The following is an 18,890-nucleotide window of genomic DNA, read 5'->3' as shown; positions in this document are numbered from 1 at the left end:
GTAGGTTCGTTACGTGAAGCTCCACAACGTTCGTGTACACAGCAGCGAGGAGAACCTCCCACGACGGGACCAGCTCGCCTGGAAGATGGCGGAGGTCGCGGCCGACCCGGTGGAGGTGGACGCGGACGTCACCGAGATGGTGATCAACCGCATCATCGACAACGCCGCCGTTGCTGCCGCGTCCTTGATCCGCCGGCCGGTGGTGTCGGCGAGGTCGCAGGCCGTCGCGCATCCGCTCGCCGTTCGCCAGCTGGAGGAACTCGCGGAGTCCGCGGACCACCCGCAGGACGGCTCCACGGTCTTCGGCGAGAAGCCGTCGCTTCGCGTTTCGCCTGAGTGGGCCGCGTGGGCGAACGGCGTGGCTGTACGAGAGCTCGACTACCACGACACCTTCCTGGCGGCGGAGTATTCGCATCCCGGCGACAACATCCCGCCCATCACTGCCGTGGCGCAGCATGCCGCACGGGCCTACGGCTTGAGCGGTCGCGACCTCGTCCGCGGCATCGCAACCGGCTACGAGCTTCAGATCGACCTGGCGCGGGCGATCAGTCTGCACCGCCACAAGATCGACCACGTGGCGCACCTCGGGCCGTCCGCGGCGGCTGGAATCGGGACGCTGCTCGGCCTCCCGCCCGAGACGATCTATCAGGCCATCGGTCAGGCCCTTCACACGACGACCGCCACGCGGCAGTCGCGCAAGGGTGAGATCTCGAGCTGGAAGGCGCACGCTCCGGCCTTCGCCGGCAAGATGGCGGTCGAGGCGATCGACCGCGCGCTCCGCGGCGAGACGAGTCCGACACCGATCTACGAGGGCGAAGACGGTGTCATCGCGTGGCTCCTCGATGGCCCCGATGCGTCGTACGACGTCCCTCTGCCGGAGCCGGGGGAGTCGAAGCGCGCGATTCTCGACTCGTATACGAAGGAGCATTCCGCCGAGTACCAGGCCCAGGCCTGGATCGACCTCGCGCGCAAGCTGCACCGCGAGTATCCGGAGGCATCCGATCCTTCGCGGGTGGAGAGCATCGTGATCCACACGTCGCACCACACGCACTACGTCATCGGGTCCGGCGCCAACGACCCGCAGAAGTACGACCCGACCGCGTCGAGGGAGACCCTCGACCACAGCATCCCGTACATCTTCACGGTCGCGCTTCAGGACGGCGGCTGGCACCACGTCGAGTCGTACCTCCCCACGCGGGCCGCGCGGCCGGATACGGTCGAACTGTGGGGGAAGGTGACGACCACGGAGGACCCCGAGTGGACCCGCCGCTACCACTCCACCGATCCGGCGGAGAAGGCGTTCGGCGGCCGAGTCGTGATCCGTCTTGCCGATGGCCGTGTCATCGAGGACGAGATCGCGGTGGCCGACGCCCACCCACTGGGCGCGCGGCCCTTCGCTCGTGACGACTATGTCGCCAAATTCCGCGCGCTTGCGGCCGACGTCCTGGAAGCGGAGGAGATCGAGCGCTTCTTGGGCCTGGCCGCTCGTCTGCCCGACTTGACCGCCGCGGAACTCGGCGGCCTGACCATCACCGCGCGACCGGGGTTGCTTGAGGCGACGCCCGCGCCGAAGGGACTGTTCTAGATGCTGTATTCGTCCATTCCTGCGCACGAGAAGCGTGCCGCGTTCCGGGCTCGACTGTCCTCCGGCGATCTGCTGCGGATGCCCGGCGCCTTCAACCCGCTGAGCGCCCGCCTGATCGAGCGGAAGGGTTTCGAGGGTGTCTACATCTCTGGAGCTGTGCTGTCCGCCGACCTGGGCCTCCCGGACATCGGCCTCACGACGCAGACCGAGGTCGCCGAGCGGTCGGCCGCGATCGCGAGGATGACGGACCTTCCGGCCTTGGTCGACGCGGACACGGGTTTCGGTGAGCCGATGAATGTCGCGCGAACAGTCCAGGCCCTCGAGGATGCGGGCGTCGCGGGTCTGCACATCGAGGACCAGGTGAATCCCAAGCGGTGCGGTCACCTCGATGGCAAGCAGGTGGTGGACGAGAACACTGCGCTCAAGCGCATCCGCGCCGCGGTGGATGCCCGCCGCGATCCGAACCTGCTGATCATGGCCCGAACGGACGTCCGGGCGGTCGAGGGGCTTCAGGCAGCGATCGACCGCGCGAAGGCCCTGGTCGACGCCGGCGCTGACGCACTGTTCCCGGAGGCCATGTCCGACCTGTCGGAGTTCGAGGCGGTCCGGGCCGCCGTCGATGTCCCGATGCTGGCCAACATGACCGAGTTCGGCAAGAGCGACCTGTTCACCGTCGACCAGCTCCGGGATGTCGGTGTGAACATCGTCATCTGGCCGGTGTCGCTGCTCCGGCTCGCCATGGGGGCCGCCGAGCGGGGCCTCGATCAACTGCTGAGCGAAGGGTCGCTGAAGCCGATGCTCGGTGAGATGCAGCATCGCGCCGATCTGTATGACCTGATTGACTACGAGGGCTACAACGCGTTCGACACGTCGGTGTACAACTTCGAGGTGCGCCGCTAGCGCCCTCCGTCCAGCAGCGAAGGAGCTCACATGACCGACCCGGAGATCCACAAGGGCCTCGCCGGCGTCGTCGTGGATACGACGGCCATCTCCTCGGTGAACCCGCAGACGAACTCGCTGTTGTATCGCGGTTATCCGGTGCAGGAGCTGGCGAAGCACTGTTCGTTCGAAGAGGTCGCCTACCTGCTGTGGCACGGCGAGCTTCCGACCGACGACCAGCTCGTCGCCTTCGAAGCGCTGGAACGCTCGCTTCGTCGCCTGGATGACCGTACGCGCCGCGTCCTGGATGACGTGCCCGTATCGGCGCACCCGATGGACGCGCTGCGCACCGCTGTCAGTCAGCTCGGTGGCCTGGATGCGACGCTCCAGCAGCCCGACGGCATCCTCGATCCGGACCTCAACGAGGGCCGTGCCATCTACCTCTTCGCGCAGTTGCCCGCGATCGTCGCGTACATCCAACGGCGCGGTCGGGGGCTGGAGCCGGTCGAGCCCCGCGACGATCTCGACTACTCCCGCAACTTCCTGTGGCTGACCTTCGGTGAGGTCCCGGACGACGTGGTCGTCGACGCCTTCCGCGTGTCCTTGATCCTGTACGCCGAGCATTCGTTCAACGCCTCGACCTTCACAGCCCGGGTCATCGCCTCCACCCTCTCTGACGTGTACTCCGCGGTCACGGGAGCGATCGGGGCGCTCAAGGGTCCGTTGCACGGGGGCGCCAACGAAGCGGTGATGCACGCCTTCGACGAGATCGGCTCCGCGGACAACGCTGCAGAGTGGCTCGACTCCGCGCTGGCGGAAAAGCGCAAGATCATGGGCTTCGGTCACCGCGTGTACAAGAACGGCGACTCGCGGGTTCCCACCATGCGGGAGGCGCTCGTCACGCTGGTCGAGCACTACGACCGACAGGACATGCTCGACCTCTACGACGCGCTCGAGGGCGCGATGGGGGAGCGGAAGAACATCAAGCCCAACCTCGACTATCCGTCCGGGCCCGCCTACAACCTCATGGGCTTCGACACCGCGACCTTCACCCCGCTGTTCGCAGCCGCGCGCGTGACCGGTTGGACCGCCCACATCTTCGAGCAGTACGCCGCGAACTCGCTCATCCGGCCGCTTTCCCAGTACAACGGTCCGGAGGAGCGCCACCTGGAGCGGTAGCGCTGCGCCGGCCCGATCCAGGATCAGCGGTACAGCAGAAGCGCGTCGCCCTGTCCGCCTCCACCGCAGAGTGCCACTGCCGCCCGCCCGGATCCGCGCCGCGCGAGTTCGTGCGCCGCGTGACCGGCGAGCCGGGCGCCGGAGGCTCCGATCGGGTGTCCGAGAGCGATCGCTCCGCCGTGAAGGTTGACCTTCTCCGGATCCAGACCCAGATCCGCCATCGACTGGAGAGCGACGGCTGCGAACGCCTCGTTGATCTCGACCAGATCCAACTCCGAGACATCCCATCCGGCTCTGCGCAGTGCCGCGTCGATCGCTCGTGACGGCTGCGAGTGCAGGGAGTTGTCCGGGCCTGCCACCTGACCGCTCGAACCGACGAGGGCGAGCCATTCGAGGCCGAGGCGCTCCGCGTTCTCGCGACTCGTGAGCACGAGCGCGGCGGCGCCGTCGCTCAGCGGCGACGAGTTCCCTGCCGTCAGGGTTCCACCCTCCGCGAAGCTCGGTCGCAGGCCTGCCAGGGTCTCCGCCGTGGAGTCGGGGCGCACTCCCTCGTCGGTGCGGACAACGAGCGGTTCGCCCCGACGCTGCGGGATGGTGACCGGAGCGATCTCCTCGTCGAACACTCCGTTGGTCGCAGCCGCGCCCGCGCGCTGGTGGGAGCGGGCGGCGAATTCGTCCTGCGCCTGGCGCGTCAGGCCGAGCTTCTCCGTGTAGCTCTCGGTGGACGCACCCATCGAGACGCCGTCGAACGCATCGGTCAGGCCGTCGTGGGCTGCCGAGTCGAGTGCCTGGATCGAGCCGTAGCTCCACCCCATCCGCGAGCCGGGCAGGATGTGCGGCGCGTTCGTCATCGACTCCTGTCCACCCGCGACGACCACGGTCGCCTCGCCCGTCCGGATCAGCCGGGCGGCGTCGATGACCGCCGTGAGCCCGGAGAGGCACACTTTGTTGATCGTCGTGGCGGGCACATCCCAGCCGATTCCAGCGCCGATCGCGGTCTGGCGTGCGGGGTTCTGCCCGGCTCCCGCCTGCAGCACTTGTCCGAAGAGCACCGTGTCGACCGCGTCCGCACCGAGGCCGGACCGTTCCAGCGCGCTCTGAACGGCGATCGTCCCGAGCTGAACTGCCGTCAGCGACGCCAGCGCTCCCTTGATCTTCCCGAGCGGGGTGCGCGCGGCGGACAGGATGACGACGTCGTCGGTACTCATGGGCTACTCCTTCGTGCCTGGTCCTCCCATTCTGACACCGGCGGCGCTCGCCGCATGCGGAGAGGGCCCCGGCGCCAGCACAGCCTGCATGCCGAGGTCGCCGGGCGCACGGGTAGGCTTGGGGCTCGTGACTGCACGCGTTTTGATCAAGGACCTCGCCGCTCTTCCCGACGGCCCCGTGAGCGTCGCCGGATGGGTAGAGACCGTCCGCGACCAGAAGAAGGTGCAGTTCGTCGTCCTGCGCGACGAGTCGGGTGCTGTCCAGCTCGTGAACCCGCGCACGGTCGGTGAAGACGGTGCCGTCGTCGCAGACGAGCCCGCCACGACCATCTCGGGTCTTTCGCAGGGCACGTTCGTCCGCGCCACCGGGGAACTGAAGCACGACGAGCGGGTGAAGCTCGGCGGCATCGAGATCCGCCTCTCGTCCCTGGAGGTGGAGACGGCGGCGATCCCCGAGACCCCCATCGCTGCCGACAGTGGCATCGACAAGCGCATGGACTGGCGCTTCCTCGACCTGCGCGAGCCGAGCCACAACCTGATCTTCCGAGTGCAGACGACCTTCGAGCACGCTCTCCGGCAGTACTGGGTCGACAACGGCTTCGTCGAGATCCACACGCCCAAGCTCATGGCGTCGGCGTCCGAGTCGCGCGCCGAGTTGTTCGAGCTGCCGTACTTCGAGACCACCGCGTACCTGGCGCAGAGCCCCCAGATCTTCAAGCAGATGGCTCAGGCTGCGGGCTTCGGCCGCGTCTTCGAGATCGGGCCTGCATTCCGGGCCGACCCGAGCTTCACCAGCCGCCACGCGACGGAGTTCACCAGCGTCGACACCGAGCTCAGCTGGATCGACAGCCACGAAGACGTCATGAAGGTGCATGAAGAGCTCCTCGTCGCCGGCTTCACCGCGGTGAAGGAGAAGCACGGCGAGGAGATCGAGCGTCTGTTCGGGGTCGAGGTCACCGTCCCGTCGACGCCGTTCCCCCGGATCCCGCTGGCAGAGGCCAAGCGGATCGTGGCAGAACGCGGCTATGAGGTGCAGCGCGAGGACGACGACATGGACCCCGAGGGCGAGCGCCAGATCTCGGCGTACGTCAAGGAGACCTACGGACACGAGTTCGTCTTCCTGACGGACTATGCCGCGAGCATCCGCCCTTACTATCACATGCGTCATCCCGAGGACCCCTCCATCACCCGCAGCTACGACCTGATCTTCAACGGCGTGGAGATTTCGACCGGTGCCCAGCGCGAGCACCGGATCGACATCCTCGAGAAGCAGGCGGAAGAGAAGGGCCTCTCGGTCGAGGAGCTCGAAGACGTACTCGCCTTCTTCCGGTACGGCATCCCGCCGCACGGCGGCTTCGGTATGGGCTTGGCCCGCGTGCTGATGCTCATGCTGCACCTCTCGAACCTGCGTGAGACGACCTATCTCTTCCGCGGCCCCGCGCGCCTGACGCCGTAGCACCCGACCCGGCGGTCGGCACGGCGGTCCAGCTGTCGCCTGCCACGAGGATGTGCCCCAGGAAGCGCAGCCCCAGTGTTGCCGCCGCCTGGTCGAGACGTCGCGTGAGCATGAGGTCCGCCACGGAGGCGTCGAGCACGCCCGACGGATGGTTGTGCGCAACCGCGAACGACCTGCCGCCGCGTGTGAGGACGGCCTGGAGCACATCGGCCGGCTGGACGCTGGTCTCGTCCACGCCGCCCTCGCGGATGAGGACGAGCTCGAGCGGTCGTGAGGCGCGGTCGGCGACGATGACCACGAACCGTTCGGAGTCGCGGTGCAACAGCTCGGGACGGACGACGTCTGCCACCGCCGTGTGGTCGACGAGGCGCGTCCAGGTGGACGAGGCGCCGGCTCGGCGCCAGATCTCGGTGATGGCCACCAACCGCCCAGCGGTCGCGGGCCCGACTCCGGGTAGGCGCTCCAGCCGGGCGAAGTCCATCGTCGCCAGTCCCGGAAACCCTCCGGTCCGGCGCAGAACCGATCGTGCCAGCGCGAGCACACTGCGTCCGGTCTGTCCGGACCCGAGGACGAGGGCGAGCACCTCGTCGTCGGTGAGCGATCCGATGCCCAGGCGTCGCATTCGTTCGCGGGGGCGGTCGTGGTTCGGGATGTTCGCAAGAGCCACTTCCTCTTCTTCGTCGTCGGCCATGGCTCGACGTTATGAATACCGAGGGCCCGCCGCCCTCGGCCGAGACGCATCTGTGGATAGCTGCTCAAACCGCTTGCCTGTGGACGACTCTGTATCCACAGCCTCCGGCGCTCAGCGAACTCAGGGGAACGTGCTCCGTAGACTGGACCAGTGGTAGCAAGCCAAGTCCACCTCGTCCGTCATGGAGAGGTGTTCAATCCCGACGGCATCCTGTACGGCAGGTTGCCGGGCTTCGGCCTCTCCAAGCTCGGCCACCGCATGGCTCGCGCAGCAGCCGACGAGCTGCTCGCGCGGGCGCGTCCGATGAACGCATTGCGGGTCTCGCCGCTCCAGCGCACGCGCGAGTCCGCGGCCCCGATAGCGGCGGCCTTCGGTCTCGAGCCGCTGATCGACGAGCGCATCATCGAGCCGACGAATCGATTCGAGGGCACGCGGATGAAGCGGGCGGTCCGCAACCCCAAGTACTGGCCCTACCTGGTGAATCCTCTGCGCCCCAGCTGGGGCGAGGCCTACAGCAGCATCGAGCACCGGATGCTCGCGGCCGTCTACGCGGCATTCGAGTCCGTCGAGTCGGGCGACGTCATCCTGGTCAGTCACCAACTGCCGATCTGGGTCACCCACCTGTCCGTCGTGGGCGAACGTTTTCCGCACGACCCGCGCAAGCGCCGCTGTGCCCTCTCGAGCATCACGACCTTCGAACGGACGAAGGATGCTCCGCGCGAAGGCGACGCCGGCAGCATCCCGCAGCCAACCGGAACGCCTGCGGCCCGACGTCTCGTCGAGGTCGGCTACGTCGAGCCCGCTGCGAGCCTGCAGGCCACCGCCACGGACGTCGGTGCCGTGTGAGTACCGCACCTCGCCTGCGCCCGCGCATGCTTCTTCCGATCGCCGCCTTCGTCGCGGCGACCGCTCTCGCCCTCACCGGCTGCACAGCAGACGACGGTCTGGCGAAGCAGTACCGCTCCGGCAGCGGCCAGAACTACATCGCCGGCGATGGGACCGTCAGCGAGTTCGCTGACGCCAGCCGCGGCAAGCCGGTCGAGTTCTCCGGAAAGCTCCAGAGTGGCAGCACGGTCTCCTCTGCCGACTACGCGGGAAAGGTCCTCGTCGTCAACTTCTGGTACGCCGGATGCCCACCCTGCCGCGTCGAGGCTCCTGCGCTGGAGTCGCTCAGTCAGAAGTACGCGTCGAAGGGCGTCGGGTTCCTCGGCGTCAACCTATACGACTCGGCACAGACCGCCGCGAGCTTCGAGAAGGAGAAGGGCGTCACCTACCCGTCGGTGCTGGACAGGGACACGGGATCGGTTCTCCTGGCCTTCAGCAAGACCGTTCCCCCGAAGGCAACGCCGACGACACTGGTCGTGGACAAGAAGGGCCGGGTCGCAGCGCGCATCCTCGGCGCGATCCCCGACAAGAGCATCCTCGACTCCCTCATCTCCGACGCCGTGGCCGAGAACTGACGTGGGCGGCGTCGGTCAGATCGTTTTCAGCGGTCAGCTCCTGCTGGCCCTGCCGATCGCACTCCTGGCAGGACTGGTGTCGTTCGCGTCGCCCTGCGTCCTGCCCCTCGTACCCGGCTATCTCGCGTATGTCGGCGGTATCAGCGACCCCGGCGCGAAGCGCGACCGATCGCGGATGCTCACCGGCGTCGCGCTCTTCATCCTCGGGTTCGCCGTCGTCTTCATCGCCTACGGCGCTGCGTTCGGCGCGCTCGGCTTCTGGCTCGTTCGCTGGCAGGAGGTCGTCGTCCGGATCCTCGGGGCCCTGGTGATCGTCATGGGGCTCGTGTTCATCGGCCAGTTCTCGTTCTTGCAGCGGACGATCAAGCCGTCCTGGCGGCCGGCGACGGGCTTGATCGGCGCACCGCTCCTGGGAATCGTGTTCGGTCTCGGGTGGACGCCCTGCATCGGCCCGACGCTGGCCGCGATCAGCGCCCTCAGTGTCGGAAGCGGATCGCCCTGGCGAGGCGCGCTCCTCGGCCTGTTCTACTGCATCGGCCTCGGCATCCCGTTCCTGCTGGTCGCGCTCGGGTTCGACTGGGTGGCGGGTTCCGTCTCGTTCCTGAAGCGGCACATCCGCGCAATCAACATCATCGGCGGCGTTCTGCTGGTGGTCATCGGAGTCCTGATGGTCACCGGTCTGTGGAGCGAGCTCATGTCCCAGTTCTTGGCGGTGATCCAAGGTTTTGAGCCGGCCCTCTGATCACATCGATTCGGCGCCCCCTCGCGAGGACCCGAACGTCGTCCAGCCTCAGCTCGGCCCCGCCGGGTGGCTTCGCTGGTTCTGGCGGCAGCTGACGAGCATGCGCACCGCGCTGTTCCTGCTGCTCCTGCTGGCCATCGCAGCGGTGCCGGGGTCCCTGGTCCCGCAGCGGAGTTCCGACCCGAACGGCGTGACCAAGTACTTCACCGACAACCCGTCCCTGGCACCGGTTCTCGACAATCTCCAGGCCTTCGACGTGTACACCTCGGTGTGGTTCTCGGCGATCTACCTTCTGCTGTTCGCATCCCTGATCGGATGCATCATCCCGCGGACGAAGCATCACTTCCTGGCCATGCGGGCCAAGCCGCCGCGAACGCCCGTCCGTCTCACGCGCATGTCCGGATTCCAGGCGCGGGTGCTGCCGGCGGAGCTTCGCGCGAGCGGTCCGGATCCGATCCTGACCGCACGCGACGTCCTGAAGGCCAATCGATACCGCGTCGCTCTCTACCAGGACGCCCGCTCCACATCGGTCTCCGCCGAGCGCGGCTATCTGCGCGAGAGCGGAAACCTCGTCTTCCACGTCGCGCTGCTGGGGGTGCTGCTGGCGATCGGCGTCGGTGGCGGATTCGGCTACACCGGCCAGAAGATCGTGGTCGAGGGTCAGAGCTTCGTGAACAGCCTGCCGTCGTACAACTCGTTCAATCCCGGGCGCTTCTTCAGCGATGGGACGCTGGCGCCGTTCTCGATCGCCGTGAACAAGCTCAACGTCGCCTACGAGACGAAGAACAAGGATGCGATCGGCACACCGCTGGACTACACCGCGCACGTGACGACGGTCGGGCCGGGGGATGCGACATCCAACACGACCATCAAGGTGAACGACCCGTTGGCGATCGGCGGCACCAACGTCTATCTGCTCGGGAACGGCTATGCCCCGTCGATCACCGTCCGGGATCCCGCCGGCAAGGTGGTGTTCAGCGACTCGGTGCCGTTCATCCCGCAGGCCGATCCGAACCTGACGTCTCTCGGCTTCGTGAAGATCCCGGATGGGCTGAAGGAGCAGGTCGGCATGATCGGCTTCTTCTACCCGACGGTGACGGCGAGCCAGACAGCCCAGGGGGCCTTGGCGTCGAAGTTCCCCGGACTCGACGATCCGGTGTTGAGCCTCAACGTCTACGCGGGAGACCTCGGCGTCGACGACGGAGTCCCGCAGTCCGTCTACAGCCTGAACACCGACACCCTCGAGCAGCTGGCCGGTCCGCCGACCAAGACCAAGGCGCTCGAGCTCAAGCCGGGCGAGAAGGTGCAGCTGCCGAATGGGCTCGGCACGATCTCGCTGGACGGGGTGAAGCGCTTCGCGACGCTCGAGGTGCACCACGACCCGGCCCAGGTCTGGGTCCTCGTGTTCGCGATCCTCATCCTGGTGGGCCTGCTCACCTCGCTGTTCGTGCCGAGGCGCCGGCTGTGGGTGAAGGCCGTCGAGAACTCGGACGGGTCTCTCACCTTGGAGTACGCCGGTCTGGCCCGCGGCGACGACCCGAACCTCCTCGCGGCGATAGCCGCGGTGGCGGATCAGCATTCTCGAGCCCTCGCCGGCTCCCCGAAGACTTAGGCTTGCATAGTGACCGAAACGCTCGCTCAACTCTCGACCGTGTTCCTGTACGCGGCGATGGGACTGTACGCGGCGGCATTCATCGCCTTCGCACTCGATCTCGCACGGCGGGGAGCTCGGGCAACGGCCGTCGAGGCCGCAGCCGTTCCGAGCGCTGTCGCCCGGCGCGCGGAGGTAACAGCGCCGGTAGGAGCGCCGACCGCCACCGTGATCGGTGGAGGTGACGCGGAGGCGCCACCTGCCGGGTCCGCACTCGGCCGGCTGTCGTCGCGGATCAGCTCGCGGGTCGAGGACGACCTGGTGAACGGATCGGAGAACTCTGCGTCTCTGCGCTGGGCGTTCGGCCTCACGATCGTCGGGTTCGCATTCCACTTCGTCGCAGTGGTGCTTCGCGGCATAGCCGCCGCGCGCGTCCCCTGGGCGAACATGTGGGAGTTCTCGATGACGGGGACGCTCGTGATCATCGGCGTCTTCCTCATCGCCAACCTCAAGTGGCAGATCAAGTACGTCGGGACCTTCGTCCTCGGACTGGTCCTTGTGCTCCAGGGGATCGCCCTGCTTCGGTACTACGTCCCCGTCGTTCCGTTGCAGCCGGCGTTGCAGTCGTACTGGTTGGTGATCCACATCATCGTGGCCGTTCTGGGAACGGCGTTCTTCGCTCTGGGCTTCGCGCTGTCGGGTCTTCAGCTGCTGCAGTATCGACGCGAACGCCAGGTCGAGGAGTCTCGACCGCAGCAGTTCCGCTTCCTCGCGACCCTTCCGAGTTCGGTAGCGCTCGAGAACCTCGCATACCGGATCAACATCGTGGGCTTCATCGCGTGGACCTTCACCCTGATCGCCGGCGCCATCTGGGCCGAAAAGGCATGGGGCCGGTATTGGGGATGGGACACCAAGGAGGTGTGGACCTTCATCATCTGGGTGATCTATGCGGGATACATCCACGCACGAGCCACTCGCGGATGGCGCGGATCGCGTTCGGCGTGGCTCGCGATCATCGGGTTTGCGGCGGTGCTCTTCAACTTCGGGATCGTGAACGTGTTCTTCCACGGGTTGCACGCGTACTCGGGACTGTGACCGTCGCGGACTTCTGCGAAAAGAACCCCCTCTGAGCTTCGGCTCACGAGGGGGTTTTTGCTTGCCCCGGGAGGCCTGGGGGCGGCACGACTGACGAAGATCCGCGGAATCCCGCGGAAGTCAAGGGCGACACGCCCGGGCGGTAGGCCGAATTTGCACGACCTCCAGGGCCTGCGTAAAGTACTTACTTGTCACCCCAAAGGTGCGGGAGAGCGGAAGAGCTCCCCGGCCTCAAGCGGGACCGAATCCCAAGCCAAAGCGGCAAATCCGAACTTGAATTAGTTCGGCTGCTGCGCTTAGGATTAACACCCACTCACTGAGCAGGTCTAACCGGTTCGGATCGTGTGATCGGTTGTGCCCACCACATATCGGGCCAACGAGGAACACGAAACGCCGACTTGACAAACTGACTGAGAGTGGTAAGGTAGAGAAGTTGCCTCGCGGAGACAGCCGGAAGGTTGAAAAGCGAGAGCGTCCGATCCTTGAGAACTCAACAGCGTGCACAATGTCAAATGCCAAACAACCTCGGCATTGACCTTCTAGACCTAGTCTAGTGGTCGATGCGAGATTCCTTTGGATTAGAAACAGAATGTCAGTAGATATTCGAAACTAGTCAAGACAAACTCGCAGTGCGCGGCCATATTTCCTGGCCAAGCCTGCACAATGTTTCCCGGTCGCTTGCGACCGCGGAGCAAAACATTTACGGAGAGTTTGATCCTGGCTCAGGACGAACGCTGGCGGCGTGCTTAACACATGCAAGTCGAACGATGAACCTGGAGCTTGCTCCGGGGGATTAGTGGCGAACGGGTGAGTAACACGTGAGTAACCTGCCCTTGACTCTGGGATAACCTCCGGAAACGGAAGCTAATACCGGATATGACGTACGGAGGCATCTCCTGTACGTGGAAAGAACTTCGGTCAAGGATGGACTCGCGGCCTATCAGGTAGTTGGTGAGGTAACGGCCCACCAAGCCTACGACGGGTAGCCGGCCTGAGAGGGTGACCGGCCACACTGGGACTGAGACACGGCCCAGACTCCTACGGGAGGCAGCAGTGGGGAATATTGCACAATGGGCGAAAGCCTGATGCAGCAACGCCGCGTGAGGGATGACGGCCTTCGGGTTGTAAACCTCTTTTAGTAGGGAAGAAGCGAAAGTGACGGTACCTGCAGAAAAAGCACCGGCTAACTACGTGCCAGCAGCCGCGGTAATACGTAGGGTGCGAGCGTTGTCCGGAATTATTGGGCGTAAAGAGCTCGTAGGCGGTCTGTCGCGTCTGCTGTGAAAACCCGAGGCTCAACCTCGGGCCTGCAGTGGGTACGGGCAGACTAGAGTGCGGTAGGGGAGAATGGAATTCCTGGTGTAGCGGTGGAATGCGCAGATATCAGGAGGAACACCGATGGCGAAGGCAGTTCTCTGGGCCGTAACTGACGCTGAGGAGCGAAAGCGTGGGGAGCGAACAGGATTAGATACCCTGGTAGTCCACGCCGTAAACGTTGGGCGCTAGATGTGGGGACCATTCCACGGTTTCCGTGTCGCAGCTAACGCATTAAGCGCCCCGCCTGGGGAGTACGGCCGCAAGGCTAAAACTCAAAGGAATTGACGGGGGCCCGCACAAGCGGCGGAGCATGCGGATTAATTCGATGCAACGCGAAGAACCTTACCAAGGCTTGACATATACGAGAACGGGCCAGAAATGGTCAACTCTTTGGACACTCGTAAACAGGTGGTGCATGGTTGTCGTCAGCTCGTGTCGTGAGATGTTGGGTTAAGTCCCGCAACGAGCGCAACCCTCGTTCTATGTTGCCAGCGCGTAATGGCGGGAACTCATAGGAGACTGCCGGGGTCAACTCGGAGGAAGGTGGGGATGACGTCAAATCATCATGCCCCTTATGTCTTGGGCTTCACGCATGCTACAATGGCCGGTACAAAGGGCTGCAATACCGTAAGGTGGAGCGAATCCCAAAAAGCCGGTCTCAGTTCGGATTGAGGTCTGCAACTCGACCTCATGAAGTCGGAGTCGCTAGTAATCGCAGATCAGCAACGCTGCGGTGAATACGTTCCCGGGCCTTGTACACACCGCCCGTCAAGTCATGAAAGTCGGTAACACCCGAAGCCGGTGGCCCAACCCTTGTGGAGGGAGCCGTCGAAGGTGGGATCGGTGATTAGGACTAAGTCGTAACAAGGTAGCCGTACCGGAAGGTGCGGCTGGATCACCTCCTTTCTAAGGAGCAACTGGCACCCTCGGGTGTCCAGGCGCCGGATCTGAGCGAACGTCTCAGCCGGTTAGCTCATGGGTGGAACATTGACATTGGTGCGGAGCTGAACAGCTCGAACTCAGTACACCCCTCGGGGTAGGAAAGGTTCGGTCCGGGAAGCTTCGCACATGCACGCTGTTGGGTCCTGAGGGACCGGACCTCATCGGAAAAGATGAGAACCGAATCCTCTGGACCTTTTCTAGTTGGCCATAACTCGACCGGCGGAAAAGGTACCGCCCGTACTTTGAGAACTACACAGTGGACGCGAGCATCTTAGATTCGAACCTTCGGGTTCGGATCACAAAGATGATCTGATTTATTAGATCATTGGTCAATCTGCGTCAAATTCTGCTTCGGCAGATGAGACGTCGATCGATTCTAAAACTCATGTGATTTCAAGTTTCTAAGAGCAAACGGTGGATGCCTTGGCATCTGGAGCCGAAGAAGGACGTAGCAATCTGCGATAAGCCTCGGGGAGTTGATAAGCGAACTTTGATCCGAGGATTTCCGAATGGGGAAACCCCGCTGGGCCCTTTGGGTGACCCAGTGACTCCCGCCTGAATATATAGGGCGGGTAGAGGGAACGTGGGGAAGTGAAACATCTCAGTACCCACAGGAAGAGAAAGCAAAAGCGATTCCGTTAGTAGTGGCGAGCGAAACCGGAAGAGGCTAAACCGATCATGTGTGATAGCCGGCAGGCGTTGCATGGTCGGGGTTGCGGGACTTTTCAGCAGCTTCTGCCGAACTGCAAGCGTTACAAAGGATCATAGGTGAATGGCATTGAAAGGCCAGCCACAGCGGGTGCCAGCCCCGTAACCGAAATGGTCCAATGGCGCGAAGAGTATCCCAAGTAGCACGGGGCCCGAGAAATCCCGTGTGAATCTGTCAGGACCACCTGATAAGCCTAAATACTCCCAGATGACCGATAGCGGACAAGTACCGTGAGGGAAAGGTGAAAAGTACCCCGGGAGGGGAGTGAAATAGTACCTGAAACCGTTTGCTTACAAACCGTTGGAGCCTCCTTGTAGGGGTGACAGCGTGCCTTTTGAAGAATGAGCCTGCGAGTTAGCGATATGTGGCGAGGTTAACCCGTGAGGGGTAGCCGTAGCGAAAGCGAGTCTGAATAGGGCGATTCAGTCGCATGTCCTAGACCCGAAGCGAAGTGATCTATCCATGGCCAGGTTGAAGCGACGGTAAGACGTCGTGGAGGACCGAACCCACTTAGGTTGAAAACTGAGGGGATGAGCTGTGGATAGGGGTGAAAGGCCAATCAAACTTCGTGATAGCTGGTTCTCTCCGAAATGCATTTAGGTGCAGCGTTGCGTGTTTCTTGCCGGAGGTAGAGCTACTGGATGGCCGATGGGCCCCAAAAGGTTACTGACGTCAGCCAAACTCCGAATGCCGGTAAGTGAGAGCGCAGCAGTGAGACGGTGGGGGATAAGCTTCATCGTCGAGAGGGAAACAACCCAGACCACCAACTAAGGTCCCTAAGCGCGTGCTAAGTGGGAAAGGATGTGGAGTTGCACAGACAACCAGGAGGTTGGCTTAGAAGCAGCCACCCTTGAAAGAGTGCGTAATAGCTCACTGGTCAAGTGATTCCGCGCCGACAATGTAACGGGGCTCAAGCACGCCACCGAAGTTGTGGCATTGACATTATTGGTAGGCCTTCGTGGTCCAGCCGTGTTGATGGGTAGGAGAGCGTCGTGTGGCGAGTGAAGCGGCGGTGTAAACCAGCCGTGGACGCTACACGAGTGAGAATGCAGGCATGAGTAGCGAAAGACGGGTGAGAAACCCGTCCTCCGAAAGACCAAGGGTTCCAGGGCCAGGCTAATCCGCCCTGGGTAAGTCGGGACCTAAGGCGAGGCCGACAGGCGTAGTCGATGGACAACGGGTTGATATTCCCGTACCGGCGAAGAACCGCCCAAGCTAATCCAGTGGTGCTAAGAGTCCTAATCCTGGACACGGATCCCTTCGGGGTGAAGGTCCGGGCCTAACGCTCGACCCCATGCTGGTGCGGCTAGCGTATTAACAGGTGTGACGCAGGAAGGTAGCCCAGCCGGGCGATGGTTGTCCCGGTGTAAGTGTGTAAGCCGAGAGATAGGCAAATCCGTCTCTCACATAGGCCCAGGCACGATGCGTAGTCTTCATTGACGAAATGGGTGATCCTATGCTGCCAAGAAAAGCATCGACGCGAGGTTCAAGCCGCCCGTACCCCAAACCGACTCAGGTGGTCAGGTAGAGAATACCAAGGAGATCGAGAGAATCGTGGTTAAGGAACTCGGCAAAATGCCCCCGTAACTTCGGGAGAAGGGGGGCCTGAGGCGTGAACGGACTTGCTCCGGGAGCGTTTGAAGGCCGCAGAGACCAGTGGGAAGCGACTGTTTACTAAAAACACAGGTCCGTGCCAAGTCGCAAGACGATGTATACGGACTGACGCCTGCCCGGTGCTGGAAGGTTAAGAGGAAGGGTTAGCTTCGGCGAAGCTCAGAATTTAAGCCCCAGTAAACGGCGGTGGTAACTATAACCATCCTAAGGTAGCGAAATTCCTTGTCGGGTAAGTTCCGACCTGCACGAATGGCGTAACGACTTCCCAGCTGTCTCAACCGCGAACTCGGCGAAATTGCACTACGAGTAAAGATGCTCGTTACGCGCAGCAGGACGGAAAGACCCCGTGACCTTTACTACAGCTTGGTATTGGTGTTCGGAGTGGCTTGTGTAGGATAGGTGGGAGACTTTGAAGCCGGCACGCCAGTGTCGGTGGAGTCATTGTTGAAATACCACTCTGGTCACTTTGGATATCTAACTTAGAACCGTAATCCGGTTCAGGGACAGTGCCTGGTGGGTAGTTTAACTGGGGCGGTTGCCTCCCAAAAAGTAACGGAGGCGCCCAAAGGTTCCCTCAACCTGGTTGGCAATCAGGTGTCGAGTGTAAGTGCACAAGGGAGCTTGACTGTGAGACTGACAAGTCGAGCAGGGACGAAAGTCGGGACTAGTGATCCGGCAGTGGCTTGTGGAAGCGCTGTCGCTCAACGGATAAAAGGTACCTCGGGGATAACAGGCTGATCTTGCCCAAGAGTCCATATCGACGGCATGGTTTGGCACCTCGATGTCGGCTCGTCGCATCCTGGGGCTGGAGTAGGTCCCAAGGGTTGGGCTGTTCGCCCATTAAAGCGGTACGCGAGCTGGGTTTAGAACGTCGTGAGACAGTTCGGTCCCTATCCGCTGCGCGCGTAGGAAATTTGAGAGGATCTGACCCTAGTACGAGAGGACCGGGTTGGACGAACCTCTGGTGTGTCAGTTGTTCCGCCAGGAGCACCGCTGATTAGCTACGTTCGGGATGGATAACCGCTGAAAGCATCTAAGCGGGAAGCCGGCCTCAAGATGAGATTTCCATGCCTTCGGGCGAGAGGCTCCCAGCTAGACTACTGGGTTGATAGGCCGGATGTGGAAGTGGGGACTAAAGACCCATGGAGCTGACCGGTACTAATAAGCCGATAACTTGATAATCACCACTCTCATGCATGTTGTAAGGCTGGCATGAGGGGCCTGAGATTGCACGCGTCCACTATGTGGTTCTCGATGTACGGTCGAGAACTGATTCAAGCGAAGCTTGATCGTTCACTTTGATACATCAATAGTGTTTCGGCGGCCATAGCGAGAGGGAAACGCCCGGTTACATTCCGAACCCGGAAGCTAAGACTCTCTGCGCCGATGGTACTGCAGGGGGGACCCTGTGGGAGAGTAGGACACCGCCGGACTTCTTTGTGAGATGGCCACCCAGTGATGGGTGGCCATTTCGCGTTAACGGGGTCAGTAGCAGTACGAAGAATAGGCTGGGCTCGACCCGCCGACTCGACAGGAGAAGCCGTGAGCGACACACCGGCAGACGAGAACGCCCGGAACGAGCAGCCGCGGCGCCGACAGCAGCCCGACCGGCCGGCTCGCGGCGGAGACAGCTACCGACCCCCACGCAACGATGGCGGGCAGGGCGGTCGACCGCGCTCGAGCGGCACGTCCCGCGACCGGTCTTCGTCGGGTGGCGCATCCCGCGATCGGTCGTCCTCTACTGGCGGCGGCTCGTTCCGTAACGGTCGCAGTGACCGTTCGGAGGGCGGCTACCGCCGCGCAGAAGGCGCCGGAAACGGCCGCGACGGTGCCGACCGCTACCGCGGAGACCGTAACCCGCGACCGCGGACCGACCGAGACGACGCTGGTCGTTCGCGGGACGGACGTCCCTCGCGCGAATGGAAGCCTCGCGCGGCAGGCGACGACCGTCGACCCGAGCGCTCCGGCGGGTACTCCGGGTCGCGCGGCGGCGAGCGTGGCGCCGGCTTCCGCGGACGCGATGACTCCCGGGGCGGAGAGCGCCGAGACAGCTACCGGGGCCGCGACAGCGAGCGTCGGGACGGCTACCGAGGACGCGACGTCGAGCGCCAGGGCGGTCGTCCGTCCGGCGCAGGTCGCGACGGACGTGGCGACGCCCCGCGACGAACGGACGGATCCTCCGGGAACCGCTCGGGTGGTCGCGAGTGGAACAGCGCATCCCGCGGTCAGCAGAGTGGCGGACCCGCACGCGCGGGTGGTTCTCGTGGACAGGCCGGGGGCTACCGCCGCGACGGTCAGGGGCGCCCCGGACGCGACGAGCAGCTGTGGACCCGCGACGGACGCCCGGCCCGCGGAGATAGAGATGCCCGCGAGCAGAGCCGGCAGTACGACGTAGAAGCGGAGCGCGCTCGCGAGCTGCAGT

General features: G+C 63.7%; 11 protein-coding genes and 3 rRNA genes. 12 read left to right on the top strand and 2 right to left on the bottom strand.

Annotated elements, in window-relative coordinates:
- Window positions 1-13: 13 nt before the first annotated feature.
- From QRN40_RS06075 to QRN40_RS06065, 3 genes are read left to right on the top strand one after another with little or no spacing between them, the layout of a single operon-like run.
- Window positions 14-1,585, top strand: a complete 1,572-nt coding sequence (locus QRN40_RS06075) for an MmgE/PrpD family protein (protein WP_285114629.1) — start codon at window positions 14-16, stop codon at window positions 1,583-1,585.
- Window positions 1,586-2,485 carry a methylisocitrate lyase gene (gene prpB, locus QRN40_RS06070; RefSeq protein ID WP_285114628.1) on the top strand — a complete coding sequence of 300 codons (900 nt, stop codon included), beginning with the start codon at window positions 1,586-1,588 and terminating at the stop codon, window positions 2,483-2,485. It abuts the gene before it with no gap.
- A gap of 30 nt (window positions 2,486-2,515) precedes the next feature.
- A complete protein-coding gene (locus tag QRN40_RS06065) occupies window positions 2,516-3,643 on the top strand; it encodes a bifunctional 2-methylcitrate synthase/citrate synthase (RefSeq protein WP_285114627.1) in 1,128 nt (375 codons plus the stop codon).
- Window positions 3,644-3,666: 23 nt separating this feature from the next.
- On the opposite strand, the gene QRN40_RS06060 is transcribed toward QRN40_RS06065, so the two are convergent.
- Entirely contained in the window at window positions 3,667-4,851 is a 1,185-nt protein-coding gene (locus QRN40_RS06060; protein WP_285114626.1) for an acetyl-CoA C-acetyltransferase, read from the bottom strand.
- Between the two features lie 88 nt (window positions 4,852-4,939).
- Here QRN40_RS06060 and aspS point away from each other — a divergent pair, with 88 nt between their 5' ends.
- Entirely contained in the window at window positions 4,940-6,307 is a 1,368-nt protein-coding gene (gene aspS, locus QRN40_RS06055) for an aspartate--tRNA(Asn) ligase (protein WP_502878900.1), read from the top strand.
- Here the strand turns inward: aspS and QRN40_RS06050 are convergent.
- On the bottom strand, window positions 6,237-6,998 hold the full coding sequence (locus QRN40_RS06050) for a JAB domain-containing protein (RefSeq protein ID WP_285114624.1): 762 nt from the start codon (window positions 6,996-6,998) through the stop codon (window positions 6,237-6,239). The two genes, aspS and QRN40_RS06050, sit on opposite strands and share 71 nt — an antisense overlap.
- A gap of 150 nt (window positions 6,999-7,148) precedes the next feature.
- Between QRN40_RS06050 and QRN40_RS06045 the strand changes: the two genes are divergently transcribed.
- From QRN40_RS06045 to rrf, 8 genes are all read left to right on the top strand, one after another.
- Complete coding sequence (locus QRN40_RS06045) at window positions 7,149-7,844, top strand: histidine phosphatase family protein (RefSeq protein WP_285114623.1); 696 nt, start codon at window positions 7,149-7,151, stop codon at window positions 7,842-7,844.
- Window positions 7,845-7,870: 26 nt separating this feature from the next.
- Entirely contained in the window at window positions 7,871-8,458 is a 588-nt protein-coding gene (locus tag QRN40_RS06040) for a TlpA family protein disulfide reductase (protein ID WP_502878899.1), read from the top strand.
- Window position 8,459: 1 nt separating this feature from the next.
- The gene (locus QRN40_RS06035) at window positions 8,460-9,200 is read left to right on the top strand and encodes a cytochrome c biogenesis CcdA family protein (protein ID WP_285114620.1); all 741 of its coding nucleotides are present in this window, start codon (window positions 8,460-8,462) and stop codon (window positions 9,198-9,200) included.
- Between the two features lie 100 nt (window positions 9,201-9,300).
- Window positions 9,301-10,812 (top strand): cytochrome c biogenesis protein ResB, encoded by a 1,512-nt coding sequence (gene resB / locus QRN40_RS06030; RefSeq protein WP_285114619.1) that lies wholly within the window; start codon window positions 9,301-9,303, stop codon window positions 10,810-10,812.
- 9 nt (window positions 10,813-10,821) lie between these two features.
- The gene (gene ccsB, locus QRN40_RS06025; protein WP_285114618.1) at window positions 10,822-11,886 is read left to right on the top strand and encodes a c-type cytochrome biogenesis protein CcsB; all 1,065 of its coding nucleotides are present in this window, start codon (window positions 10,822-10,824) and stop codon (window positions 11,884-11,886) included.
- Between the two features lie 699 nt (window positions 11,887-12,585).
- A 16S ribosomal RNA gene (locus QRN40_RS06020) occupies window positions 12,586-14,109 on the top strand.
- A 427-nt stretch (window positions 14,110-14,536) separates the two neighbouring features.
- Window positions 14,537-17,650: ribosomal RNA gene (locus QRN40_RS06015) — 23S ribosomal RNA — on the top strand.
- Window positions 17,651-17,784: 134 nt separating this feature from the next.
- A 5S ribosomal RNA gene (rrf, locus tag QRN40_RS06010) occupies window positions 17,785-17,901 on the top strand.
- Together the 16S, 23S and 5S rRNA genes form the textbook arrangement of a ribosomal RNA operon.
- The last annotated feature ends 989 nt before the right edge of the window (window positions 17,902-18,890 follow it).

Origin of the sequence: Leifsonia sp. fls2-241-R2A-40a (assembly GCF_030209575.1) — a bacterium.
Lineage (GTDB): Bacteria > Actinomycetota > Actinomycetes > Actinomycetales > Microbacteriaceae > Leifsonia.
This window is presented reverse-complemented; position numbering and strand designations above follow the sequence as displayed.

Coding starts and splice junctions, on each gene's coding strand:
- prpB (WP_285114628.1), top strand. CDS start 1,586: ATGCTGTATTCGTCCATTCCTGCGCACGAGAAGCGTGCCGCGTTCCGG.
- QRN40_RS06065 (WP_285114627.1), top strand. CDS start 2,516: ATGACCGACCCGGAGATCCACAAGGGCCTCGCCGGCGTCGTCGTGGAT.
- QRN40_RS06060 (WP_285114626.1), bottom strand. CDS start 4,851: ATGAGTACCGACGACGTCGTCATCCTGTCCGCCGCGCGCACCCCGCTC.
- aspS (WP_502878900.1), top strand. CDS start 4,940: ATGCCGAGGTCGCCGGGCGCACGGGTAGGCTTGGGGCTCGTGACTGCA.
- QRN40_RS06050 (WP_285114624.1), bottom strand. CDS start 6,998: ATGGCCGACGACGAAGAAGAGGAAGTGGCTCTTGCGAACATCCCGAAC.
- QRN40_RS06040 (WP_502878899.1), top strand. CDS start 7,871: ATGCTTCTTCCGATCGCCGCCTTCGTCGCGGCGACCGCTCTCGCCCTC.
- resB (WP_285114619.1), top strand. CDS start 9,301: ATGCGCACCGCGCTGTTCCTGCTGCTCCTGCTGGCCATCGCAGCGGTG.